The 23,112-nt window shown below is 63.1% G+C and carries 22 protein-coding genes; 14 read left to right on the forward strand and 8 right to left on the reverse strand.

Annotated features, from left to right (window positions below):
• The first annotated feature begins 66 nt into the window (after nt 1–66).
• The 3 genes from dksA to hslU all read left to right on the forward strand — a co-directional run bounded on the left by dksA (nt 67) and on the right by hslU (nt 2,785).
• Complete coding sequence (dksA, locus tag AC57B1_RS03400) at nt 67–486, forward strand: RNA polymerase-binding protein DksA (RefSeq protein ID WP_012431412.1); 420 nt, start codon at nt 67–69, stop codon at nt 484–486.
• Nucleotides 487–892: 406 nt separating this feature from the next.
• Complete coding sequence (gene hslV, locus AC57B1_RS03405) at nt 893–1,429, forward strand: ATP-dependent protease subunit HslV (protein ID WP_091797221.1); 537 nt, start codon at nt 893–895, stop codon at nt 1,427–1,429.
• A 9-nt stretch (nt 1,430–1,438) separates the two neighbouring features.
• Nucleotides 1,439–2,785 (forward strand): ATP-dependent protease ATPase subunit HslU, encoded by a 1,347-nt coding sequence (gene hslU, locus AC57B1_RS03410; protein WP_091797224.1) that lies wholly within the window; start codon nt 1,439–1,441, stop codon nt 2,783–2,785.
• 117 nt (nt 2,786–2,902) lie between these two features.
• Here hslU and AC57B1_RS03415 read toward each other — a convergent pair whose 3' ends face one another.
• Together AC57B1_RS03415 and AC57B1_RS03420 are read right to left on the reverse strand one after the other, a co-directional pair.
• Nucleotides 2,903–3,445, reverse strand: coding sequence for a response regulator transcription factor (locus tag AC57B1_RS03415; RefSeq protein ID WP_007179684.1), 543 nt, complete (start codon nt 3,443–3,445; stop codon nt 2,903–2,905).
• On the reverse strand, nt 3,442–4,752 hold the full coding sequence (locus tag AC57B1_RS03420; protein ID WP_091797227.1) for an ATP-binding protein: 1,311 nt from the start codon (nt 4,750–4,752) through the stop codon (nt 3,442–3,444). Before AC57B1_RS03420 ends, AC57B1_RS03415 begins: the two co-directional genes overlap by 4 nt.
• A gap of 129 nt (nt 4,753–4,881) precedes the next feature.
• Between AC57B1_RS03420 and AC57B1_RS03425 the strand changes: the two genes are divergently transcribed.
• Nucleotides 4,882–6,519, forward strand: coding sequence for a hypothetical protein (locus AC57B1_RS03425; protein ID WP_496416565.1), 1,638 nt, complete (start codon nt 4,882–4,884; stop codon nt 6,517–6,519).
• A gap of 63 nt (nt 6,520–6,582) precedes the next feature.
• Here the strand turns inward: AC57B1_RS03425 and AC57B1_RS03430 are convergent, their stop codons facing one another.
• The gene (locus tag AC57B1_RS03430; RefSeq protein WP_496416566.1) at nt 6,583–6,801 is read right to left on the reverse strand and encodes a cysteine-rich CWC family protein; all 219 of its coding nucleotides are present in this window, start codon (nt 6,799–6,801) and stop codon (nt 6,583–6,585) included.
• Between the two features lie 265 nt (nt 6,802–7,066).
• Between AC57B1_RS03430 and argB the strand changes: the two genes are divergently transcribed.
• From argB to AC57B1_RS03465, 7 genes are all read left to right on the forward strand, one after another.
• The gene (argB, locus tag AC57B1_RS03435; RefSeq protein ID WP_007179687.1) at nt 7,067–7,966 is read left to right on the forward strand and encodes an acetylglutamate kinase; all 900 of its coding nucleotides are present in this window, start codon (nt 7,067–7,069) and stop codon (nt 7,964–7,966) included.
• A 278-nt stretch (nt 7,967–8,244) separates the two neighbouring features.
• A complete protein-coding gene (locus tag AC57B1_RS03440; protein WP_408298389.1) occupies nt 8,245–9,048 on the forward strand; it encodes a pyrimidine 5'-nucleotidase in 804 nt (267 codons plus the stop codon).
• Nucleotides 9,015–9,716, forward strand: coding sequence for a nucleoid occlusion factor SlmA (gene slmA, locus AC57B1_RS03445; protein WP_496416567.1), 702 nt, complete (start codon nt 9,015–9,017; stop codon nt 9,714–9,716). Before AC57B1_RS03440 ends, slmA begins: the two co-directional genes overlap by 34 nt.
• A gap of 293 nt (nt 9,717–10,009) precedes the next feature.
• Nucleotides 10,010–11,155: a homoserine O-succinyltransferase MetX gene (gene metX / locus AC57B1_RS03450; RefSeq protein ID WP_496416568.1), complete on the forward strand. Its 1,146-nt coding sequence runs from the start codon at nt 10,010–10,012 to the stop codon at nt 11,153–11,155.
• The gene (gene metW, locus AC57B1_RS03455; RefSeq protein ID WP_007179691.1) at nt 11,152–11,760 is read left to right on the forward strand and encodes a methionine biosynthesis protein MetW; all 609 of its coding nucleotides are present in this window, start codon (nt 11,152–11,154) and stop codon (nt 11,758–11,760) included. Before metX ends, metW begins: the two co-directional genes overlap by 4 nt.
• Before the next feature lie 14 nt (nt 11,761–11,774).
• Complete coding sequence (locus AC57B1_RS03460; RefSeq protein WP_091797246.1) at nt 11,775–13,169, forward strand: AmpG family muropeptide MFS transporter; 1,395 nt, start codon at nt 11,775–11,777, stop codon at nt 13,167–13,169.
• Entirely contained in the window at nt 13,166–14,443 is a 1,278-nt protein-coding gene (locus AC57B1_RS03465; RefSeq protein ID WP_496416569.1) for a M48 family metallopeptidase, read from the forward strand. Before AC57B1_RS03460 ends, AC57B1_RS03465 begins: the two co-directional genes overlap by 4 nt.
• A 98-nt stretch (nt 14,444–14,541) precedes the next feature.
• On the opposite strand, the gene AC57B1_RS03470 is transcribed toward AC57B1_RS03465, so the two are convergent.
• From AC57B1_RS03470 to gatC, 5 genes are all read right to left on the reverse strand, one after another.
• Nucleotides 14,542–15,321, reverse strand: a complete 780-nt coding sequence (locus AC57B1_RS03470) for an exodeoxyribonuclease III (protein ID WP_496416570.1) — start codon at nt 15,319–15,321, stop codon at nt 14,542–14,544.
• A gap of 46 nt (nt 15,322–15,367) precedes the next feature.
• The gene (locus tag AC57B1_RS03475) at nt 15,368–16,207 is read right to left on the reverse strand and encodes a PPK2 family polyphosphate kinase (RefSeq protein WP_496416571.1); all 840 of its coding nucleotides are present in this window, start codon (nt 16,205–16,207) and stop codon (nt 15,368–15,370) included.
• Between the two features lie 134 nt (nt 16,208–16,341).
• Nucleotides 16,342–17,817: an Asp-tRNA(Asn)/Glu-tRNA(Gln) amidotransferase subunit GatB gene (gatB, locus tag AC57B1_RS03480; protein WP_496416572.1), complete on the reverse strand. Its 1,476-nt coding sequence runs from the start codon at nt 17,815–17,817 to the stop codon at nt 16,342–16,344.
• A gap of 5 nt (nt 17,818–17,822) precedes the next feature.
• On the reverse strand, nt 17,823–19,310 hold the full coding sequence (gene gatA / locus AC57B1_RS03485; RefSeq protein WP_091797260.1) for an Asp-tRNA(Asn)/Glu-tRNA(Gln) amidotransferase subunit GatA: 1,488 nt from the start codon (nt 19,308–19,310) through the stop codon (nt 17,823–17,825).
• A 193-nt stretch (nt 19,311–19,503) separates the two neighbouring features.
• Entirely contained in the window at nt 19,504–19,803 is a 300-nt protein-coding gene (gatC, locus tag AC57B1_RS03490) for an Asp-tRNA(Asn)/Glu-tRNA(Gln) amidotransferase subunit GatC (RefSeq protein WP_496416573.1), read from the reverse strand.
• A gap of 381 nt (nt 19,804–20,184) precedes the next feature.
• Between gatC and AC57B1_RS03495 the strand changes: the two genes are divergently transcribed.
• The 3 genes from AC57B1_RS03495 (at nt 20,185) to mreD (ending at nt 23,000) form a co-directional block, all read left to right on the forward strand.
• Entirely contained in the window at nt 20,185–21,228 is a 1,044-nt protein-coding gene (locus AC57B1_RS03495) for a rod shape-determining protein (protein ID WP_004189550.1), read from the forward strand.
• A gap of 153 nt (nt 21,229–21,381) precedes the next feature.
• Entirely contained in the window at nt 21,382–22,491 is a 1,110-nt protein-coding gene (mreC, locus tag AC57B1_RS03500) for a rod shape-determining protein MreC (protein ID WP_496416574.1), read from the forward strand.
• Nucleotides 22,488–23,000, forward strand: coding sequence for a rod shape-determining protein MreD (mreD, locus tag AC57B1_RS03505; RefSeq protein WP_408183993.1), 513 nt, complete (start codon nt 22,488–22,490; stop codon nt 22,998–23,000). Before mreC ends, mreD begins: the two co-directional genes overlap by 4 nt.
• The last annotated feature ends 112 nt before the right edge of the window (nt 23,001–23,112 follow it).

Consider the following 23,112-nt stretch of genomic DNA (forward strand, 5'->3'; position numbering starts at 1 on the left):
TTGCGGGCAATACGAAAGTGCGGGCACGACGTAAGAGTTTTGCCTCACATTGAAGAAGTTAGCCAGATGACGACGAAACGACTCTTGACCGAAGCCGAAATCCTGAAGATGAGCGACAAGGATTACATGAATGAGGATCAGCTCGCCTTCTTCAAGAACAAGCTCGAACAGCTGCAGGCGGATATTCTCCGCAATGCCGGCCAGACGACCGAGAACCTGCGCGAGACCGTAATCGTGCCGGATCCGGCCGACCGCGCAACGATCGAGGAAGAGCATGCGCTCGAACTGCGCACGCGCGACCGCGAGCGCAAGCTGCTGAAGAAGGTTCAGCAGTCGATCGCGCGTATCGACTCGGGCGACTACGGCTGGTGCGAAGAAACCGGTGAGCCGATCGGCATTCCGCGTCTGCTCGCCCGGCCCACGGCCACCCTGTCGCTCGAAGCGCAGGAACGCCGCGAACTGCGCCAGAAGCTGTTCGGCGACTGAACGCTTGCGGCGCGGCTTCGGCTCCGCGCCCGAAAACGCTGCTTCGTCGAGAGGCGCACGGTGGTCCGTGCGCCTTTTTTCTTTTGCGTGACGCTTTTTTGGGCGTTGCCGCCGCGATGGTTTCGCGTAACCGCCTGGCAACCGGGCGACGCCGCCTGATTCTCATAGACTGCACGGCCCCGACCTGCACCGCACCCCTCGCCCCGCACCGAATCGCGTGTTTTTTGTCCTATGCCATTTGCCGGCTCTTGATATGACCGCGCACGCCCTAAAATAAACCGGACATGCGCTGCACGAGCGCGCGCCCGCCGGTTCGGTTTTAGCGTCGCGCGTCGTCCGCTTTCAGGATTCATGCGGTGGCGCATCGCGCTGCCGCGTCCTACCCGTTTTGCAAAGAGGAACGCATATGGAGCAATTTCACGGCACGACGATCGTCTCCGTGCGGCGCGGCGACAAGGTCGCGCTCGGCGGCGACGGCCAGGTGACGCTGGGCAATATCGTCATGAAAGGCGGTGCGAAGAAAGTCCGGCGCATCTATAACGGCAAGGTGCTGGTCGGCTTCGCCGGCGGCACGGCCGACGCTTTCTCGCTGCTCGACCGTTTCGAAGCCAAGCTGGAAAAACATCAGGGCAATCTCACGCGCGCCGCCGTCGAACTCGCCAAAGACTGGCGCACCGACCGCATGCTGCGCCGTCTCGAAGCCATGCTGATCGCCGCGGACGCCACCACTACGCTCGTCATTACCGGCAACGGCGACGTGCTCGATCCGGAAGGTGGCATCTGCGCAATCGGTTCGGGCGGCGCCTATGCGCAAGCCGCGGCGAAAGCGCTCGCCGACAACACCGAGATGTCGCCCCGCGAAATCGTGGAAAAGTCGCTGGAGATTGCCGGCGACATGTGCATCTACACGAACCATAACCGCGTCATCGAGACGATCGAGTAAGGACCCACGATGAGCACCATGACCCCTGCCGAGATCGTCTCGGAACTCGACAAACACATCATTGGCCAAGGCCGCGCGAAAAAAGCGGTGGCCGTGGCGCTGCGCAATCGCTGGCGCCGTCAGCAGGTTGAAGAACCGCTGCGCCAGGAAATCACGCCGAAGAACATTCTGATGATCGGACCGACCGGCGTCGGCAAGACCGAAATCGCGCGGCGTCTGGCGAAACTGGCCGACGCGCCGTTCATCAAGATCGAAGCGACCAAGTTCACCGAGGTCGGCTACGTGGGCCGCGATGTGGACAGCATCGTGCGCGACCTGATCGAAATCTCGGTCAAGCAGACCCGCGAAACCGAAATGCGCAAAGTGCGGACCAAGGCCGAAGATCAGGCCGAAGACCGCATCCTCGACATTCTGCTGCCGAGCGCGCGCCCGGTCGGCTTCGGCGCAAGCTCGAGCGCCGCTGATACCGTCGACGAAGGCAGCACCACGCGTCAGACATTCCGCAAGCGTCTGCGCGAGGGCCTGCTCGACGACAAGGAAGTCGAACTCGACGTGGAACAGCCGCAAGTCGGCATGGACATCATGGGGCCGCCGGGCATGGAAGACATGACCGAGCAGATCCGTTCGATGTTCGCGAACATCGGCGGCGGCAAGAAAACGCGTCGCAAGATGAAGGTGAAGGAAGCGCTGAAGGCGCTCACCGACGAAGAAGCCGCCAAGATGCTGAACGACGAAGAGGTGAAAGCCAAAGCGGTGCAGAACGTCGAGCAGAACGGCATTGTGTTCCTCGACGAAATCGACAAGATCGCGTCGCGCAACGAAGCCGGCGGCGGTGAAGTCTCGCGTCAAGGTGTGCAGCGCGATCTGTTGCCGCTGGTCGAAGGCACCACGATCAACACCAAGTACGGCATGGTGAAGACCGATCACATTCTGTTCATTGCCAGCGGTGCATTTCACCTCGCCAAGCCGAGCGATCTGATTCCGGAACTGCAAGGCCGCTTCCCGATTCGCGTCGAACTGGATTCGCTTTCGGTCAACGACTTCGAGTCGATTCTGGTGTCCACGGACGCGAGCCTCGTCAAGCAATACCAGGCACTGCTCGCCACCGAAGACGTGCACCTCGAATTCGCGGACGACGGCATTCGCCGCCTGGCCGAAATCGCGTACTCGGTGAACGAGAAAACCGAGAACATCGGCGCGCGCCGCCTGTACACGGTGATCGAAAAACTGCTCGAGGAAGTCTCGTTCGCGGCCGGCAACCACTCGGGCCGCACGGTGCAGATCGACGCGGCTTATGTCGATCGCGCGCTGAACGAAGTGGCGGAAGACGAAGATCTGTCGCGTTACGTGCTGTGATGTTCGCCGCTTGAGACAGATCAGATCACATGTGAACGCATAAAAAAACGGGTTGCCTTTGATAAGGCAGCCCGTTTTCATTTGCTTACGGCAAAAGCGGTGCGGAGTCTGCCGTTTCTACTGCTTGACCGGCCGCTTTGCCAGTTTGCGTTGCAGCGTTCGCCGATGCATATTCAACGCACGCGCGGTAGCCGAGATATTGCCGCCGTGTTCGGCCAGCACGCGTTGAATATGCTCCCACTCCAGACGCGCCACCGACAACGGCGTGGGATGCTCGATCGCCTCTTCTGCTTGCAACGCGCTTGCTTCACTTTGCAGTGCCGACAAGATCGTCTCCACATTGGCAGGCTTGGCCAGGTAGTTATCCGCGCCGTCTTTCACCGCCTGCACCGCCGTGGCGATACTCGCGTAACCGGTCAGCACCAGCATGCGCGCGTCGGGCTGCAGATCGCGCAATGGCGCGACGAGCGTGAGGCCGGAGTCATTGCCGAGATGCAGATCCACCGTGATCTGGCTGAACTTCTGCTGATTCGCCAGCTTGATTGCCTCATCCGCGTTGTGCGCTTCGCTCACCGTGTAGCCACGCCGGGTGAGACCACGCGCGAGGATGCCGGAGAACACCTCGTCGTCGTCGATCACCAGAAAATTCATTTCGCTCATACTTGTTTCTCCGTGTTGGATGGTGCGGCGCCTTGACGGCCCGAGCCAAAAAATTTGCGCGCGGCGAGCGGCAGTTTCAGGACCGCACGCGTACCACGCGGCTTGATCGTGCTGACATCAGTCAGCTCGATCGATCCTTTCAGACGCGCCGCCGCCGAAAAAGCCAGATAGAGACCCACGCCGTGCCCGCCTTGAGTACTCTCGACCGGCATCGCGCCCAACGAGCCGCGCAACGCGGCCGGAATGCCAGGGCCTGCGTCACAGACCTCGAAGACGATCTGATCTCCACGCGCCGCAAGCGCGCAGGACAGCGTGACGTGATCGCGGCTTGCACGCGCGGCGTTGTCGAGCAGAATCGTGAGAATCTGACTCACGGCCACGGTATCGTCAAGACTGACATCCGCAGGCGGCACGCCGATCCGCTCGAACTTCACATGCGGATGACGCAAGCGCCACTGCTCAGCGAACGATTCGAGCCACTCGCCGACCGGTTGTCGGCTGGCGCTGGTCGATGCCCGGCTGCGCAGACGGGCAAGCGCCGATGTACATAGCGTCATCTGCTGTTCGAGCAGTTCGAGGTCGGCGGCGTAGGGCGCGAGCCCCTTGTCGGAACGCGCGGCGTCGCGCAATTCTTCGGACAACATCGCAATTGTAGACAGAGGCGTACCAATTTCGTGAGCGACGGTGGCGGCCTGCACACCGAGCGCGACCGCCCGTTCATCGTGAAGCAAGCGCTGCTGCGCTTCTCCGAGCGCTGCGTCACGTAGCCGCAGTGCTCTCGACATGCGTGCAACGAACCATGCAATGAGCCCGACGCTGACCATGAAGTTCACCCACATGCCAGCGCGATAGTAGTCGAACAGGTTCGCGGGATTGTCGAGATTCAGCGGCACGGAATCGAAACCCAGCACTGCGTAGCAGGCTACCGCGAACGCCGCGAGCCAGGCCATCAGATGCCACGGCAGCACGGCCGCGGCGATGGCGAGCGAAGGCAGGTAGAGCGAAACGAATGGATTGGTGGTGCCGCCGGAGAGAAACAGCAACGCGGACAACGCGCCCAGATCGACCCAGATCTGACCGAACAATTCCATGTTGGATTCGGGCCGCTGCTGCGAAACGCGCCACCACGTGATTCCGTTGAAGATCACTTCCAGCGCGATCACGAGCAGCATGGCGGGCAACGGCAGATGCACGCCGATGAAGGTCTGCACGAACGCAATCGTCATCAACTGGCCGATGATCGCGAGACTGCGCAACCAGAACAGATGCCCGAGATTGACGCGGCCGGTGTTGGTTATACGATGCATGACTTTAGTTTACCTGTTCAGACTCGTCCGACTTACCTCGCGACCTTGCGCCGGTAACATGGAAATTTTTTGCGACAGCGCGCACGAACCGGTCTCTCGCCATCGGCTCCCTGGACGCGCAGCCTATCCATGCTACCCACTTCCCACTGCGAGGCTGATGCCTCTTCAGCTTTCCTGACTTTTTTGCGACAAGCCGCGGCAGCCCGGCACATTGGCACGGCCCAAGCCGAGGCCGGTTGTCTCGACGCCGCGGCGCGACTCCATCCACTGGACGACGCGTCACTCGCATCGCTCACTACCGCGCTGCTCAAACAACACCGTGTCGGCGAGGCGATCGAACTCGCTGCCATTATTGCCCAACTCGATCCGCACCGCGCTCTTGCGCACTTTCGTCATGGCTATGCGTTGCAGATAGCAAACCTGCATGGCGAGGCCATTGCACCCTACCGACGCGCACTCGCCATCGATCCAAGATTGCCGTGCCTGCGCAGCAATCTCGCCGGCGCACTGGCGCGCGCGGGTGGCGACGCGAACGAACAGATCGCGCTTCTGGAAAGTGCGGTCCGCGACGAGCCTGGTGAGGGCGACGGCTGGACCAATTTGACGAACGCGTACCGCGCGAATATGGATCTGCCGCGAGCGCTCGAAGCCGGCGCCCAAGCCGTGCAGTGTGCGCCGCATAGCTCGCTGGCGCACAACAACTATGCGCTGACGCTGCGTGAGGCGCAACGCTGGGACGACGCGGAGCAAGCCGCCCAAACCGCTTGCGCATTGGAACCTGACGACGCCACCCTGCGCTCCAATCTGTCCATGCTGCAACTGGTTCGGGCCGATTATGCGCACGGCTGGGCATCGCACGAGGCGCGCTGGGACGGCTCCGCTGAGTTGGGCGGGAACCGCCCGGTCATGCCCGCACCGCTTTGGCGCGGCGAATCACTCGCCGGCAAAACCTTGCTCGTGTGGGGCGAGCAAGGCATGGGCGACGTTTTGCAGTTCTGCCGCTATATCCCGATGCTGGCTGAGCGCGTCCATCGCGAAGGCGGCCGACTCATTTGGAACTCGTTCCCGCAAATGGGCGCGCTGCTCGCGCGCAGCCTGGGCGCTCACGCGGACGAGTTTTCAGCCGGCGGCGGCGTCGAATCGCTTCCCGCATTCGACTACGAGATTCCGTTGCTCAGCTTGCCGCTGAGATTCGAGACACGGGAAGAAACGATTCCGGCTGCAGTACCCTATTTGCACGCGGACCCGGCCGCCACGGCGTCGTGGCAAAAAAGGCTTGCGGGCGAAGCCAGGCTTAAAGTCGGCCTGACATGGACCGGCAGCCACGGCCATCAGCGCAATCCATTTCGCCGCGTGGGTTGGGAACGCTATGCGGCTCATTTCGGCGACATGCAGGACGTGGCGTTTTATTCGTTGCAGCCGGGCGCAGACGCAGACGTCGCGGCGGCACGCGCAGCCGGCCTGCCAATGGCCGACTACACCGCCGAATTCGCGAGCTTCGACGACACCGCCGCGTTCGTGGGCGCGCTCGATCTCGTCATCACCGTTTGCACGTCGGCGGCGCATTTGAGCGGCGCGCTCGGCCAGCGCACCTGGGTATTGCTCGACGTCAACCCGCACTGGGTCTGGCTGCTCGACCGTCGTGACAGCCCGTGGTATCCGAGCGCCACGCTGTACCGGCAACCGCGGTTTGGTCAATGGGAGCCGGCGCTGGAGGCCGTCGCGCGTGATCTGAAGGCGTTGGCGGCCGGGCACCGCGTGGCGTAAGGCGCGCCCTGGCGTTTCCGTCAAACAGCGATGCTTGCGGCGATCTTTTTGTCACCACACGCATCAATCACGGGCCGGCGACGCTTGAGCCGCCCGCGCAATCTCCGCAGCAAGACATTCGGGACACAGGCAGCGTCCTGTCGGATTGAGCCTGTCCGCCGGCAACGCCGGCATTTTTCGGCACCAGCAGTCGAGCGGTTGCGAATGCATGCCGCAATCGAACACGCTGCCACAGCGCGGGCAGCGCGCGCTGCTTTGGGAGCGGGAAACGGACGGTTTCATGACGGGCCGGATGGTCTCGCTTCAGCCTGGATCAGGAAATGATGCCACGACTGGCGAGCCGCGGTGAGTCGTCCATCCGGCTAATTTACGGGTGCCGCCGAACCACGTTACGCTTCGTCGTTGACTGGTGGGCACGGGCTGTCATTGCGCGGTGCGCAAAGCCTGCGGCGCCCGCCGCCCGCGCAGGTATCGAAAACCCTGTTGCAGCGCGCCAGTCCTGTACAATTCGCCCTGATTCAACTGTTCCGTGCCTGAGCCTGCCGCCATGTCCGAGCTTCCTGACCTTTCGCAGATCGCGCCCACCCTGAAGGCTGAAATCCTAGCCGAGGCGCTGCCCTACATCCGCCAGTATCACGGTAAGACCGTGGTCATTAAATACGGCGGCAACGCCATGACCGAAGAGCGCCTGAAGCAGGGCTTCGCGCGCGACGTGATCCTGCTGAAGCTGGTCGGCATCAATCCGGTCATCGTGCACGGCGGCGGTCCGCAAATCGATCAGGCGCTGAAGAAGATCGGCAAACAGGGCACCTTCATCCAGGGCATGCGCGTCACCGACGAAGAGACGATGGAAGTCGTCGAATGGGTGCTCGGCGGCGAAGTGCAGCAGGACATCGTCACGCTGATCAACCACTTCGGCGGCCACGCGGTCGGCCTGACGGGCAAAGACGGCGGCCTGATCCACGCCCGCAAGATGCTGATGCCGGATCGCGACAATCCCGGCCAGTACGTCGACATCGGTCAGGTCGGCGAAGTCGAGGCGATCAACCCGGCAGTCGTGAAAGCGTTGCAGGACGACGCGTTCATTCCGGTGATCTCGCCGATCGGTTTCGGCGAAGACGGCCTGTCGTACAACATCAACGCGGATCTGGTCGCGGGCAAGCTGGCGGTCGTACTGAACGCCGAAAAGCTTGTCATGATGACCAACATCCCCGGCGTGATGGACAAGGAAGGCAATCTGCTGACCGATCTATCGGCGCGCGAAATCGACGGCCTGTTCGCCGACGGTACGATCTCCGGCGGCATGCTGCCGAAAATCTCGTCGGCGCTGGACGCGGCCAAGAGCGGCGTGCGTTCGGTGCACATCATCGACGGCCGCATCGAGCACTCGGTCCTGCTGGAAATTCTCACCGAGCAGCCGTTCGGCACGATGATCCGCTCGCATTGATTCCTGCCTCAAACCCGGCACCCACGGCACGTCAGCATGGCGTGCCGCGTGTGCCGTGCAGTTGCCTGCCCCCGTCGTACCGCTCGTACCGCTCGTACCGCTCGTACCGCCCATACCGCTCTTCCAGCGAGCACAGTTCGTACAGCGCCAACTACGGCTGCCAACGCGCCGCCTCGGCGCACCAGCCCACGCTCCCCTCTTCACCCACCGCCCGCACCGTGAACCGTTCGCGTTCGCCGCGCGAGGCGACTGTTCGCGCCTGAACGGCGTTCTCCATCATGCGCACCCCCACTTCCCGACGCCGTCGTCCGCATATCGCAGGTGGCCGTCCGGTCTGGCTGTTCGATCTCGACAACACGCTGCACCACGCGTCGCACGCGATCTTTCCGGCGATCAATCAGGGCATGACGCAGTACATCATCGACGCCTTGCAAGTGGACATCGACGAAGCAAACCGGCTGCGCACCGGCTACACGCAGCGTTACGGCGCGGCGCTGCTCGGCCTCACGCGCCACCATCCGCTCGATCCGAACGACTTCCTGAAGGTCGTCCACACCTTCCCGGATCTCGGCTCGATGATCCGCCATGAACGCGGCGTCGCGCGCCTCGTGGCCGCGCTGCCGGGCCGCAAGATCGTGCTGACCAACGCGCCCGAAGCCTATGCGCGCGCGGTGCTCGCCGAACTGCGCATCGAGCGCCTGTTCGAGCAGGTGATCGCCATCGAACACATGCGCGATCGCCGCCACTGGCGCGCCAAACCCGACCACGCAATGCTGCGCAAAGCCATGCGCGACGCTCACGTGTCGCTCAAGGACGTGATCCTCGTCGAAGACACGCGCTCGCATCTGAAAAACTACCGGCGTCTCGGCATCCGCACGGTGTGGATCACCGGCCATCTGCCGCGCAAGCCGCACGCGGACGGCGTGCCGACGCGCCTGCCGGGCACCGGCCGGCCGCACTATGTCGACCGGAGCATTCGTTCGTTAAAATCGCTACGACTGAGCACCCGCTCGGTTCGATTGAAGAGACAGCAGACGGGACGACAGCCATGCAGCCGATCGACAAGCCTGACGAAGTCTTAGCCGAACACGAACCGACCGCCACGCTCGCCGCCCCGCGCGCGCCGCGCCTGAAACCGGGCGAGCGCCGCGTTCACATCCTCCAGACGCTCGCCGCCATGCTGGAAGCGCCCAAGAGCGAAAAGATCACCACCGCGGCGCTGGCAGCACGGCTCGGCGTATCGGAAGCCGCGCTTTACCGGCATTTCGCCAGCAAGGCGCAAATGTTCGAAGGGCTCATCGAGTTCATCGAGCAAACCGTCTTCGGGCTGATCAACCAGATTGCCGACAAGGAAAGCAATGGCGTGCTGCAGGCGCGCTCGATCGCGTTGATGCTGCTCAACTTTCCCGCGAAGAACCCAGGCATGACGCGCGTGCTGACCTGCGAGGCGCTGGTCGGCGAACATGAACGGCTGACCGAGCGCGTGAACCAGATGCTGGAACGCGTCGAGGTGTCGCTGAAACAATGTCTGCGCCTCGCGCAAATGGAGGCCAACTCCGGCGCGAGTTCGGGCGACAACGCCAGCGAGCAGCACGCCGCCGCCCCGCTGCCCGCCGGCTACGATCCCGCAATCCGCGCGAGTCTGCTGTTGAGCTATATCATCGGCCGCTGGCACCGTTATGTGCGTAGCGGCTTCGCGCGGCCGCCCGCCGAACAGGCCGACGCGCAATTGCTGCTGATTCTTCAGTAGTCCGCGCAGCATGTGCCCGCGACGTTGCCGCGCGAAAATTTCCGCTATACTTTGCGCCTGACTGCGGCACCTCGAACCATCAAGGACCGCTGTCCGCAACACCCCGAACACCTGCTTGACAACCTGTTACGCGCCGATTTGCTGACTCGATTGCGGGCGCGCGAACTGCCGGGAATGATTCCCGCGGTTCACTATAAATGCGGCTAAAGAGGTCGTCAGCCGCGCACACAGTCATAGTCCCCGTGCTTCGCCGACGCCATCTAGCCGCCCTGTTTTATTAAATGGCGGAATGAATGGAATCGATCGGTATCGTCGCTCCCCAAAAAATGCATTTCACCGAGCCGCTGCAGTTGCAGAACGGCAGCTCGCTGGCCGGTTACGACCTGATGGTCGAGACCTACGGCACGCTCAACGCCGCGCGTAGCAATGCGGTGCTGGTGTGCCACGCGCTCAACGCCTCGCACCACGTGGCGGGCGTGTACGCCGACAATCCCAAGGACATCGGCTGGTGGGACAACATGGTCGGCCCGGGCAAGCCGCTCGACACCGACAAGTTTTTCGTGATCGGCGTGAACAACCTGGGATCGTGCTTTGGCTCGACCGGTCCGATGAGTATCGATCCGTCTACCGGCAATCCGTACGGCGCGACGTTTCCCGTCGTGACGGTGGAAGACTGGGTCAACGCCCAGGCGCGCGTCGCGGATCAATTTGGCATTACGCGCTTCGCGGCGGTGATGGGCGGCAGCCTCGGCGGCATGCAGGCGCTCGCGTGGAGCATGATGTATCCGGAGCGCGTCGCGCATTGCATCGTGGTGGCGTCCACGCCGAAGCTGTCGGCGCAGAACATCGCCTTCAACGAGGTCGCGCGCTCCGCGATCCTGTCGGACCCGGACTTCCACGGCGGCAACTACTACGCGCACAACGTGAAGCCCAAGCGCGGCTTGCGCGTCGCGCGCATGATTGGCCACATCACGTATCTGTCGGACGACGACATGGCCGAGAAATTCGGCCGCTCGCTGCGTCGCGCGGAAGGCGCGCTGGATGCATACAACTTCAACTTCGACGTCGAATTCGAGGTGGAGTCGTACCTGCGCTACCAGGGAGACAAATTCGCCGACTACTTCGATGCGAACACGTACCTGCTGATCACCCGCGCGCTCGACTATTTCGATCCGGCCAAGGCCTTCGACGGTGATCTGACGAAGGCAGTCGCGCACACCACGGCGAAATATCTGATCGCCAGCTTCACGACCGACTGGCGGTTCGCGCCGGCCCGCTCGCGCGAACTGGTGAAGGCGCTACTCGATCACAAGCGCACGGTCACCTACGCGGAAATCGACGCGCCACACGGCCACGACGCCTTCCTGCTCGACGACGCGCGCTATCACAACCTGATGCGCGCCTACTACGAACGTATTGCGAACGAGGTGAACGCATGAACCAGCGAGCTCTCGATTATCTGGCGCTGCGCCCGGACTTCCGCGCGATCGCCCGCTGGGTCGAACCACGCGCCACCGTGCTGGATCTGGGCTGCGGCGACGGCTCGCTGCTCTCGCTCCTGACCGAAGAACTGGACGTGCTGGGCTACGGCATCGAAATCAACGACGCGGGCGTGCTGGCGTCGACGCAAAACGGCGTCAACGTGATCCAGCAGAATCTGGAAGACGGCCTGCGCCTGTTCGAAGACGGCAGTTTCGATTTCGCGATTCTGTCGCAGACGCTGCAAACCATTCACCAGACCGCCGCAATCCTGCGCGAGACCGTGCGGGTCGGCAAGGAATGCATCGTGTCGTTCCCGAACTTCGGCTACTGGGCGCATCGGCTCTCGGTGCTGCGGGGCCGCATGCCGGTGTCGAAGTCGCTGCCTTATCAATGGCACAACACGCCGAACGTGCGCGTGCTGACCATCAAGGATTTCGAGGCGCTCGCGCCGGAAGTGGGCATCGAGATTCTCGACCGGGTCGTGCTCCACGAGGGCCAGGTCGTGCGTTGGGGCGTGAACTGGCGTGGTAGTCTTGCGGTCTATCGCGTCAAGAAAAGCTAACGCAAGTTATCCACATGTCGAACCCGCCGCACGAGGCGCCTGCACTTACCGCTCACGAAGAACACCCCGGCTGGCGCGCGTTCCTGAATACGCGCATGCTGATCTGCGTCTTTCTCGGCTTTACGTCGGGATTGCCGCTGTTCACGCTCGTCTATCTGGTGCAGGCGTGGTTACGCTCAGAAGGCGTCAATCTGAAGGAGATCGGCCTCTTTGCGCTGATCCAGTTCCCGTACACCTGGAAATTCATCTGGGCCCCGCTAATGGACCGCTATGTCCCGCGTTTTCCGGGCTGGCGTCCCGGCAGACGGCGCGGCTGGATGCTGGTCACGCAGATTCTGGTGGCCGGCGCGATCGGAACGTTGGGATTCGTATCGCCGAAAGACTCCATCTGGACGGTGGCGGCATTGACGGCGCTGGTCGCGTTCTTCGGCGCGAGTCAGGACATCGTGATCGACGCCTACCGGCGCGAGTTGCTGAGCGACACGCAGCAGGGGCTCGGCAATGCGGTGCATGTGAACGCCTACAAGATCGCGGCGCTCGTGCCCGGTTCGCTCGCGTTGATCCTGTCCGATCATTTACCGTGGAGCACCGTTTTTATCGTCACCGCCGCGTTCATGCTGCCCGGCATGGTGATGACACTGGTAGTGCGCGAGCCGGAGGTGCACGGCACGCCGCCCAAGAACCTGCGCGACGCTATCGTGCAGCCGTTCAAGGAATTCATTCAGCGCGACGGCTGGCGTGGCGCGCTGTTCGTGCTCGGCTTCATCTTTCTGTACAAGCTCGGCGACACGATGGCGACCACGCTGTCCACGTCGTTCTTTCTGGACATCGGCTTTTCGCGCACGCAGATCGGCGTGATCGCTAAGACCACCGCGTTCGGCGCGAGTCTGGCGGGCGGGATCGTCGGCGGAATCTGGCTGATGAAAATCGGCATTGGCCGGGGCTTGTGGATCTTCGGCATCCTGCAGATGGTGTCAACGCTCGGCTTCGCATGGCTCGCGCATCTCGGGCCGGCTTCGCCCGGTCTCGCGGCGATTTACGACATCGCCGTCTGGCTGAGCCAAGGCACGACGAAGCTGCTGGCGCTGGTGGGCATCGATTGGGCCGTACAGCTCGAACCACGCTCCGTTGCGCTAGCGCTCGTCTACGGCTTCGAAACGTTCGCCACTGGCCTGACGATGGCGGCTTTCACCGCCTATATCGCCAGCACCACCGATCCCCGCTACACGGCCACCCAGTTCGCGCTCTTCACGAGCCTCGCTTCCGTGCCGCGCACGCTGGCTTCGGCAGCAAGCGGTTATGTGGTCGCGCAGATCGGCTGGTTCGATTACTTCATCGTTTGCACTGCGCTGGCGTTGCCCGGCATGGTGCTTCTGCTGCGTATCGCGCCGTGGAGGACGCGGTCGTGAAGGCGCTTCTCCCGAAGGCCGTACTGCGCCCGATTACATCCCGGCGTCCTGCGCGCAACGCGAGACGCGCGGCTCTGCACACGGTATGGTCCCTCGGCTGTGTGAGCCTGACGTTGGCCGCGCCCTTGAGCGCCTACGCGACCGCCATGCCGGCCACTGCTACCAGCACGGCCGCACCCGCAGCGGCGCCGGCACCCGCCACGTCGGCCGCGCCAACGGCGAAGGCCGCAGCGGCCGCCGCGAGCCCGGAAAGCGCGGCATCGGCGGTGCAAGGCACGACCAACGCGGGCAGCGCCGTTGGCGCCGGCAGTGCGCCCGCCACTGCCACACCGCCCTCGGCGGCGCCGTCGACGCCATCGCCGCCGGCTCCGGTCACGGCAAGGACGCCGGCGCCGTCCGCAGCCGCCAAAGCGCCCGCCGGCACATCAATGCCTGCCGCGGCGTCCGCACCGTACAGCCCGACGAACACGCAGCTGCGCTACGGCGGCTATCTGGTGTTCCGCAACCTGATTCCTTCGCCGATGCTCGAGGCGCAAGCCGCCGAAGAGTTCAACCAGATCGCCTACGGCGCCGAGCACGCGAACCGGCTGTATGGCGACGCGGACGCGCACGTCACGCGCGTGCGCTCGATCGTCGACAAGCTGATCCCGTACTCGCTGAAATGGAACGAGCGGGCCAAGAACTGGAAGTGGGATGTGGCGGTGGTGCGCTCGCCCGATATCCGCATGTACTGTCTGCCGGGCGGCAAGATCGTCGTGTATGGCGGGCTGCTCGACCGCGCGCGTTTGAACGACAACGAACTCGGCATGCTGATAGGCCACGAGATCGCGCACGCGCTGCGAGAACATGCGCGCGAGCGGCTCGGCCAACTGCAGGCGAGCCAGCTCGACTCGTCGGGTACGATCCCGCAACTGTTCGGGCTCGCCGATCTCGGCGCGGCGCCGCTCGGCATCGGCTCGCGCCTCCTGGAAATGAAATACGAGAATACCGATGAAACCGAAGCCGACGTGATCGGCAGCGATATCGCATCACGCGCCGGCTTCGATCCGCGCGCGGCGGTCACGCTCTGGGACAAGCTCGCGCAGGCCACGCGCAGCAATCGCGATCAGGGCTTCATCTACGTGCATCCGTACACGCCGGCGCGCCGCCAGGACATCATCAAACGTCTGCCCGACATGCTGCCGCTCTACGCGAAGGCGATCGGGAAAACGGTCGATGCGCTGCCGGACTACGGCGGCATGGGCCGCCCGCGCCGCACACCGGCCCGCAACTGAGCGGCGTGGGCTGAGCGCGGCGCGGCTCTTGTCCGTCGAAGCGCGCCCCTGCAGGAAGGCCACTTTGGCCTCGCCTTCTGCCAGAACGCGTGCCCTGCTTACTTCTTCACCTTGTGGTCGTAATCGACCGTCAACGGCGCATGGTCGCTGAACTTGATATCGCGAAACACGTCAGTGCGTTTCGCCTTGCTCGCGATACCTTGCGTCGCGATCTGATAATCGATCCGCCACCCGACGTTCTTCGCATACGCCTGACCGCGATTGCTCCACCACGTGTACTGCTCCGGCCGCTGGTCGAGCGTGCGGAACACGTCGACGTAACCCACTTCGTCGAACAGTTTGGTGAGCCATGCGCGCTCTTCCGGCAGGCAACCCGAGTTCTTCTGATTGCTCTTCCAGTTCTTGATGTCGATTTCCTTGTGGACGATGTTCACGTCGCCGCACACGATCACTTCGCGCTCCTGAGCCAGTTCCGCGAGATGCGGCATGAACTCGTCCATGAAACGGTATTTGGCCTGCTGGCGTTCGTCGCCGCTCGAGCCCGACGGCACGTACACCGAAATCACCGACAGCTTGCCGAAACGCAGTTCGACATAGCGACCTTCCGGATCGAACTCGTCGCTGCCGAAGCCGATTACCACTTCGTCCGGTTCGTGACGCGTGTACACGCCCGCGCCGCTATAACCCTTCTTCACGGCGTGCTGGAAATAGCCGGTGAAGTTGTGTGGCGCCATGAATTCCGGCGTCATGTCGTCTTGCGAGCATTTGATTTCCTGCACGCACAGCACGTCGGCTTTCTGCTCGCCGAACCAGTCGAAAAAGCCCTTCTTCGCCGCTGAACGGATGCCGTTCAGGTTGGCGGTAATCACACGCAACATGTCGTTCCTTATATGGTCGATTCGTTTCTGAAGCAAAGGGGCACGCTCACGCGATCTTGATGCCCTTCAGCGATTCTTTGGCAGGCGGAAATTCGAGCTTCAGCGTCTCGAATGCGCGCAACAGCAACTCAGCCACCATCACGTTGCGATGCGTCTTCGAGTCCGCCGGAATCACGTACCACGGCGCGTATTCGGTCGATGTCGCGGCGAGCGCCTCGCCATAGGCCACCTGATATTTGTCCCACTGCTTGCGCGCTTCGAGATCGGCGACGTCGAATTTCCAATGCTTGGTCGAATCGTCGATACGCGCCTGCAAACGCACACGCTGCTCTTCTTTCGAAATGTGCAGCATGCACTTGATGATGGTCGTGCCGCTATCTGCCAGCAATGCTTCGAACTGGCGGATGTGGCGGCAGCGTTGCGCGAAGGTTGGCGCGTCCAGGTTGCCGAGCACCGTGGGCACCAGCAGATCTTCGTAATGACTGCGGTTGAAGATCGTCAGTTCGCCCGCCGCAGGCGCTTGTGCATGCACGCGCCAGAGAAAGTCGTGCGCGAGTTCGACGGGCGTCGGCGCCTTGAACGGCACGATGCGCAAACCCAGCGGATCGACGTCGTGAAACACCGCGCGGATCGTGCCGTCCTTGCCGCTCGTGTCCATGCCCTGCAGCACCAGCAGGACGCGGCGCGTCTGCTGCGCATGCAGGCGTTCCTGCTGGGAGTCGAGCTTCTCGCCGATCTCCAGGAGGCGGGCTTTGTCGGCGTCTTTTGAACCGGCCGAAAAGGGTTTTGCAGCCGGATCGAAACCGTCGAGCGAGAATTTGTTTTTCTTCTTGCCGTCGTCGAAATACGGCACGCGGAAGTCGTCGAGTTCAGGTTGCCTGGCCATCCACACACTCCGTGATCTGCGTTTAAACGGTCCCGCAAATGAAACGGGCCGCTGCCCCACTTTCGTTTCCGGCAACAGCCCGCGGTGGCCAAAGCGCGAACGCTTAGGCCGTGCTTTTTTAACTCAGCTTCAACTCAGGACAGCTTCTTCTTGAGCAGTTCGTTTACCTGCGCCGGATTCGCCTTGCCCTTGGTCGCTTTCATTGCCTGACCGATCAGCGCGTTGAACGCCTTTTCCTTGCCGGCGCGGAATTCCTCGACCGACTTCTGATTCGCAGCGAGCACTTCGTCGATGATCGCTTCGAGCGCGCCGGTATCCGAAATCTGCTTCAGGCCCTTCGCTTCGATGATGCGATCGGCAGCGGCTTCGTCGGTGGCTTTCTCTTCCCAGATCGCGAGGAAAATTTCCTTGGCGATCTTGTTGGAGATCGTGCCGTCGGCGATACGTTGCAGCAGCAACGCGAGTTGCGCTGACGACACCGGGCTTGCTGCAAAGTCGAGGCCTTCGCGATTCAACTGCGACGACACTTCGCCCATCAGCCAGTTAGCCGCAGCCTTCGCATTGGACGGGCCGACTTTGCTCACCACCGCTTCGTAGTACGCCGCCATCGCCTTGCTCGAGGTCAGCACGTTGGCGTCGTAAGGCGTCAAACCGTATTGCGTGACGAAGCGTTGTTGAATCGCGACCGGCAGTTCCGGCATCTCGCTCTTCACGCGCTCGACCCACGCCGTATCGATCACGAGCGGCATCAGATCGGGATCCGGGAAATAGCGGTAATCGTGCGCGTCTTCCTTACTGCGCATGGAACGCGTTTCGCGCTTGTCCGGATCGTACAGACGCGTTTCCTGCACCACCGTGCCGCCGTCTTCGATCAATTCGATCTGACGGCGCACTTCGTACTGGATCGCTTCTTCGAGGAAGCGGAACGAGTTCAGGTTCTTGATCTCGGCGCGCGTGCCGAATTCGGCCTGACCGACCGGACGCACCGACACGTTCGCATCGCAACGGAACGAGCCTTCCTGCATGTTGCCGTCGCAGATGCCGAGCCACGTGACGAGCGTATGCAGCGTCTTGGCGTAGGCGACCGCTTCCGCCGCGCTACGCATTTCCGGCTCGGTGACGATTTCGAGCAGCGGCGTGCCGGCGCGATTCAAGTCGATGCCGGTCATGCCCGCGAAGTCTTCGTGCAGCGACTTGCCCGCGTCTTCTTCGAGGTGGGCGCGCGTGAGGTTGACGACCTTCTCGTACGCTTCCTTACCCGCCTTTTCGTTGGCCGGCACCTGAATCGTTACCTGGCCGCCTTGCACGACGGGGATTTCGTACTGGCTGATCTGATAGCCCTTCGGCAGATCGGGGTAGAAATAATTCTTGCGCGCGAAGATGCTGCGCGGCGCTACCACCGCGCCGATCGCGAGACCGAACTGGATCGCGCGCTCCACAGCGCCGCGGTTCATTACCGGCAAGGTGCCCGGCAACGCCAGATCGACGGGGCACGCTTGCGTGTTCGGCGCAGCGCCGAATTGCGTCGAGGCGCCAGAAAAAATCTTCGACTGGGTCGACAGTTGCGCGTGGGTCTCCAGACCGATCACGACTTCCCATTGCTTGGTCATGGTGCTCACACTCCTGCCGGTGCCTGGCGGTGCCACTCGGTCGCGCGCTGGAACGCGTCGGCCACCTGCAGCATCCGGGCTTCATTGAAATAGTTGCCGATGATCTGCAAACCAACCGGACGCTGCGCATTCGCGCCCGCGCCGAAGCCGCACGGCACGCTCATGCCCGGCAAACCGGCGAGGCTCACCGACAGCGTGTAGATGTCGGCCAGATACATCTGCACCGGATCGTCGCCCTTCGCGCCCAGATCCCACGCCACTGAAGGCGCGACCGGTCCCATGATCACGTCGCACTGCTTGAACGCTTCCTGGAAGTCCTGCGCGATGATGCGGCGGATCTTCTGCGCTTGCAGGTAGTACGCGTCGTAATAGCCATGCGACAGCACATAAGCGCCGACCAGAATGCGGCGCTTTACTTCCGGACCGAAACCTTCGGCGCGCGACTTCTTGTACATGTCGAGGAGATCGCGATACTCCGCGGCGCGATGGCCGAAGCGCACGCCGTCGAAACGCGACAGGTTCGACGAAGCTTCCGCCGGCGCGATCACGTAGTACACCGGGATCGACAACTCGGTTTTCGGCAGCGAGACCTCGACCAGCGTGGCGCCGAGCGCTTCGTATTGCTTGAGCGCGGCGTCGATCGAGGCGCGCACGTCGTCGGCGAGACCGGCGCCGAAATACTCTTTCGGCAAGCCGATGCGCAGGCCGGCGAGCGGTTTGTCCGCACCGTCTTCTTTCCACGGCTTGCCGAGGTAGCGCGTGTAGTCTTCGTCGTCACGCACGAGGCTGGTCGAATCGCGCTCGTCGAAACCCGCCATGGCGTTGAGCAGCGTGGCGCAATCGGCGGCGCTTTGCGCCATCGGACCGCCCTGATCCAGCGACGAGGCGAACGCGATCATGCCGTAACGCGACACGCGGCCATACGTCGGCTTGATGCCCGTGATGCCGGAGAACGACGCCGGCTGACGGATCGAGCCGCCGGTGTCCGTGCCGGTCGCGGCGGGCGCGAGGCGCGCGGCCACGGCCGCGGCCGAGCCGCCCGACGAACCACCCGGCACAGCCTTGACGTCCCACGGATTCTGCACGGGACCAAAGTACGAATTCTCGTTGGACGAGCCCATCGCGAACTCGTCCATATTGGTCTTGCCCACGCACACCATGCCGGCGTTCTGCAGACGCGCGACCACGGTCGCATCGAACGGGCTCTCGTAGTTCGACAGCATCTTCGAGCCGGCCGTGGAGCGCCAGCCCTTGGTGACGAACACGTCCTTGTGCGCGATCGGCAGGCCGACCAGCGGGCCGGCGTGGCCGGTATGAAGCAGCGCGTCCGCGGCTTTTGCCTGCGCGAGCGTCAGATCGGGGTCGACCTGGATGAATGCGTTCAGGCTGTTGGCCGCGTCGATCCGCTTCAGATAGAGCTGCGCCAGTTCGACTGCGGAGCATTCCTTGGCCGTCAATGCGGCGCGCAGTTCGGTCAAACTTTTTTCATGCATTGCGTTTTATCCTGAAGAGCGCGGCAGCGCAGTCACGCTGCCGTGGAGGCATTCGGCTGCCCGCCGGCAAGCCGAGCCGAGAAAGCCGGCGACGACGGTCGTGCGAGCACCGGGGCCACGAGTCGATATGCCGCAAGCCGGCATATCGGCAGCCGCCTGGCGCGCACGCCGCGCCAAGCTCGCAAAGCGGGTGTTACTCGATCACCTTGGGCACGAGGTACAGGCCTTCCCGCACGGCCGGCGCCGGGCGCTGGAAAGCTTCGCGGTCGACCGTTTCGGTCACCGCGTCGTCGCGCAAACGCAGCGCGACGTCTTCGATCTGCTCGATCGGGTGGGCAAGCGGGGCGATGCCGGTGGTATCGACCGCCTGCATCTGCTCGACGAGGCCGAAAAAATCGTTGAGCTGAACGAGCGTGTGCTCAGCGTCGGCGTCGGCCAGTTCGAGCCGCGCAAGATGCGCGATACGTTTTACATCGGTCAGGGTCAGAGCCATGCAGTCACCGGAAAATGTGGTGGACCGCCGCAGCACGCCAAAAAACAGCGCTGCGACAGCGAGTTACGACGCTGGAGGAAGCCCTCGAAAAAGGGGCCAGCGGCGGCAAAAAGTGCCGTCCGTTTCCTTCAAAACATCCAAAATTATAAGGTATCATTACGCGTTCGACCCAAACCCGGACCGACTTACCAAGGCCTTTCTGAACTATTCCCCAAGATCGTTCGGATTTTTCTGACCTGGCTTTGCACCGGCCTCCGGTAGACTCCCTCGCAGCTTCAAGTTCCTGTGGCGCCGCTTCCGCCCGGTTGAAGCTGTTATTTTTTCCGCTGCCGCCCTGCGCATACGTTGCGAGGCCCGGCCCCAAGCGAGACAGGATTTTGAATGTTCGGTTTTTTGCGCAGCTACTTCTCCAACGATCTGGCCATTGACCTCGGCACGGCCAACACGCTCATCTACATGCGTGGCAAGGGTATCGTTCTTGATGAACCGTCGGTGGTCTCGATCCGCCAGGAAGGCGGTCCCAACGGTAAGAAAACCATCCAGGCAGTCGGCAAGGAAGCCAAGCAGATGCTCGGCAAGGTGCCGGGCAACATCGAAGCGATCCGCCCCATGAAAGACGGCGTGATCGCCGACTTCACCGTCACCGAGCAGATGATCAAGCAGTTCATCAAAACTGCTCACGAATCGCGCATGTTCTCGCCGTCGCCGCGCATCATCATCTGCGTGCCCTGTGGTTCGACCCAGGTCGAACGCCGCGCGATCAAGGAAGCCGCGCACGGTGCGGGCGCTTCGCAGGTCTACCTCATTGAAGAACCCATGGCTGCTGCGATCGGCGCCGGCCTGCCGGTGTCGGAAGCCACCGGTTCGATGGTCGTCGACATCGGCGGCGGCACGACCGAAGTCGGCGTGATCTCGCTCGGCGGCATCGTGTACAAAGGCTCCGTGCGCGTAGGCGGCGACAAGTTCGACGAAGCCATCGTCAACTACATCCGCCGCAACTACGGCATGCTGATCGGCGAGCAAACCGCCGAAGCCATCAAGAAGGAAATCGGCTCCGCCTTCCCGGGTTCCGAAGTCAAGGAAATGGAAGTGAAGGGCCGTAATCTGTCGGAAGGCATTCCGCGCAGCTTCACGATCTCCAGCAACGAAATTCTCGAAGCCCTCACCGATCCGCTGAACCAGATCGTGTCGTCGGTAAAGATCGCGCTCGAACAAACGCCGCCGGAACTGGGCGCCGACATCGCCGAGCGCGGCATGATGCTCACGGGCGGTGGCGCATTGCTGCGCGATCTGGACCGCCTGCTCGCCGAAGAAACCGGCCTGCCGGTGCTCGTCGCCGAAGACCCGCTGACCTGCGTTGTGCGCGGCTCGGGCATGGCGCTCGAACGCATGGACAAGCTGGGCAGCATCTTCTCGTACGAGTAAGCGAGCCCGTCTCCATGTCAGTAGCGCGGATCTGGCAGACGGCCCCTTGCGGGCCGGTTTGCCGTTGGCTGGACCTGCCAGCCTCCGCTCGCTGAACGCGCGTTCCTCGCGCGCCGCCGTCTCACCCAACCGCTCACGCCCCCGGCGCCGACCATGGAATACAGTCCGCCGCCCCTGTTCAAGCAAGGACCGTCCGCTCTCGCACGACTCGTGTTTTTCGTCGTGTTGGCGCTCGCCCTGCTGATCTCCGACGCTCGCTTCAAAACGCTCGAAATCGTGCGTGGCGTGCTCGGCGCGGGTCTTTATCCGTTGCAACGCGCGGCACTCGTGCCTCGCGACATGTTCGTGGGCGCCGCCGACCTGGCCGTGACCAGCGCCACGCTGCGCAGCGAAAACGACAAGCTGCGCACCAAAGACCTGCAGCTATCGCAGCAAGCCAATACGGCAGCCGGGCTGGCCGCCGAAAACGCCCATTTGCGCGCGCTGCTGCAACTGTCGCAGCGCTCCACCACCGAATCTCTGCCCGCCGAGATCCAGTACGACACACGCGATCCTTTCACGCAGAAGGTGGTGATCGGCCGCGGTGCGCAGCAAGGCATCCAGAATGGTTCGCCGGTCGTCAACGAAGACGGCGTGATCGGTCAGGTGACGCGCGTCTTCCCGCTGCAAGCGGAAGTGACCCTGCTCACGGACAAGGACCAGGCGGTGCCCGTGCAGATCGTGCGCACCGGCTTGCGCAGTGTGATTTACGGCACGCCGAAGGGCGACACGCTCGATCTGCGCTTCGTGCCGATCAGCGCCGACATCCAGTCCGGCGACGAACTCGTCACGAGCGGACTCGACGGCGTCTATCCGCCGGGGTTGCCGGTCGCCAAGGTGGTGCGGGTCGACAAACAGGCCGATACGGCGTTCGCGCGCGTGATCTGCCTGCCGATCGCACCGGTGCGCGGCGCCCGTCAGTTGCTGGTGCTGCACTACGTGAACAATGTGCCGCCGCGTCCCGCCGAAGTACCCGACGCAGCCACGGCCGCGAAGGAGGCGAAAGCGAAGAAGGGCGCCAAGCCGGCAGACGGTAAAGCTGCGACGGACAAATCGCCGGCAAAGGTGGGGGAAAAATCCGCGGCCGAGAAGCCCGCAGCGGCCAAGCCCGCCGAAAAGGCGCCCGCCAAACCGGCAGCCGCGGACAAGAAGTCCGCCACCGAAAAGAAACCGGCCGCTGAGAAGAACGCGAAGCCGCAAGCCACGCCGGGGGCACAGCCATGAACCGTCCGCAATACATTCTGCAGCCGGTCAACCCGTACTTCATCTCGTTCAGTCTCGCTGCCGCGTTCCTGCTGAATCTGATGCCGTGGGGGCGCCTTGTCGGCGTGCCGGATTTCGTGGCGCTCGTGCTGCTGTTCTGGAACGTGCACCAGCCGCGCAAAGTCGGCATGGGTATCGCGTTTTCGCTCGGTTTGCTGATGGACGTGCACAACGCCAGCCTGCTCGGCGAGCACGCGCTGGCGTACACGCTGTTGTCGTACGGCGCGATCACCATCCACCGCCGCGTGCTGTGGATGTCGCTCGGCGTGCAGACCTTCGCCGTCATGCCGCTGCTTGTGGTCGCGCAACTGGTGCCGTTCGTGATCCGTCTGCTGACGGGCGCGGCGTTTCCGGGTTGGGGTTATCTGATCGACGGTTTCGTCGAAGCCGCGCTGTGGCCGGTCACCAGCGTGCTGCTGCTGATGCCGCAGCGCCGCCCGGCCGACCCGGACGATACCCGGCCAATTTGATCACGCATCGGGCCCGCCGGCCATTCTGATGGAACCCGCTTTGCCGGCCCGCTCGACGCGCATCGCTGTTCATGCCTTCCGGTTCCGGCCGGAAAAGGCGCACACTCATGAT

It is taken from the genome of Paraburkholderia sp. BGA-UO-ETr-F21 (assembly GCF_059567925.1).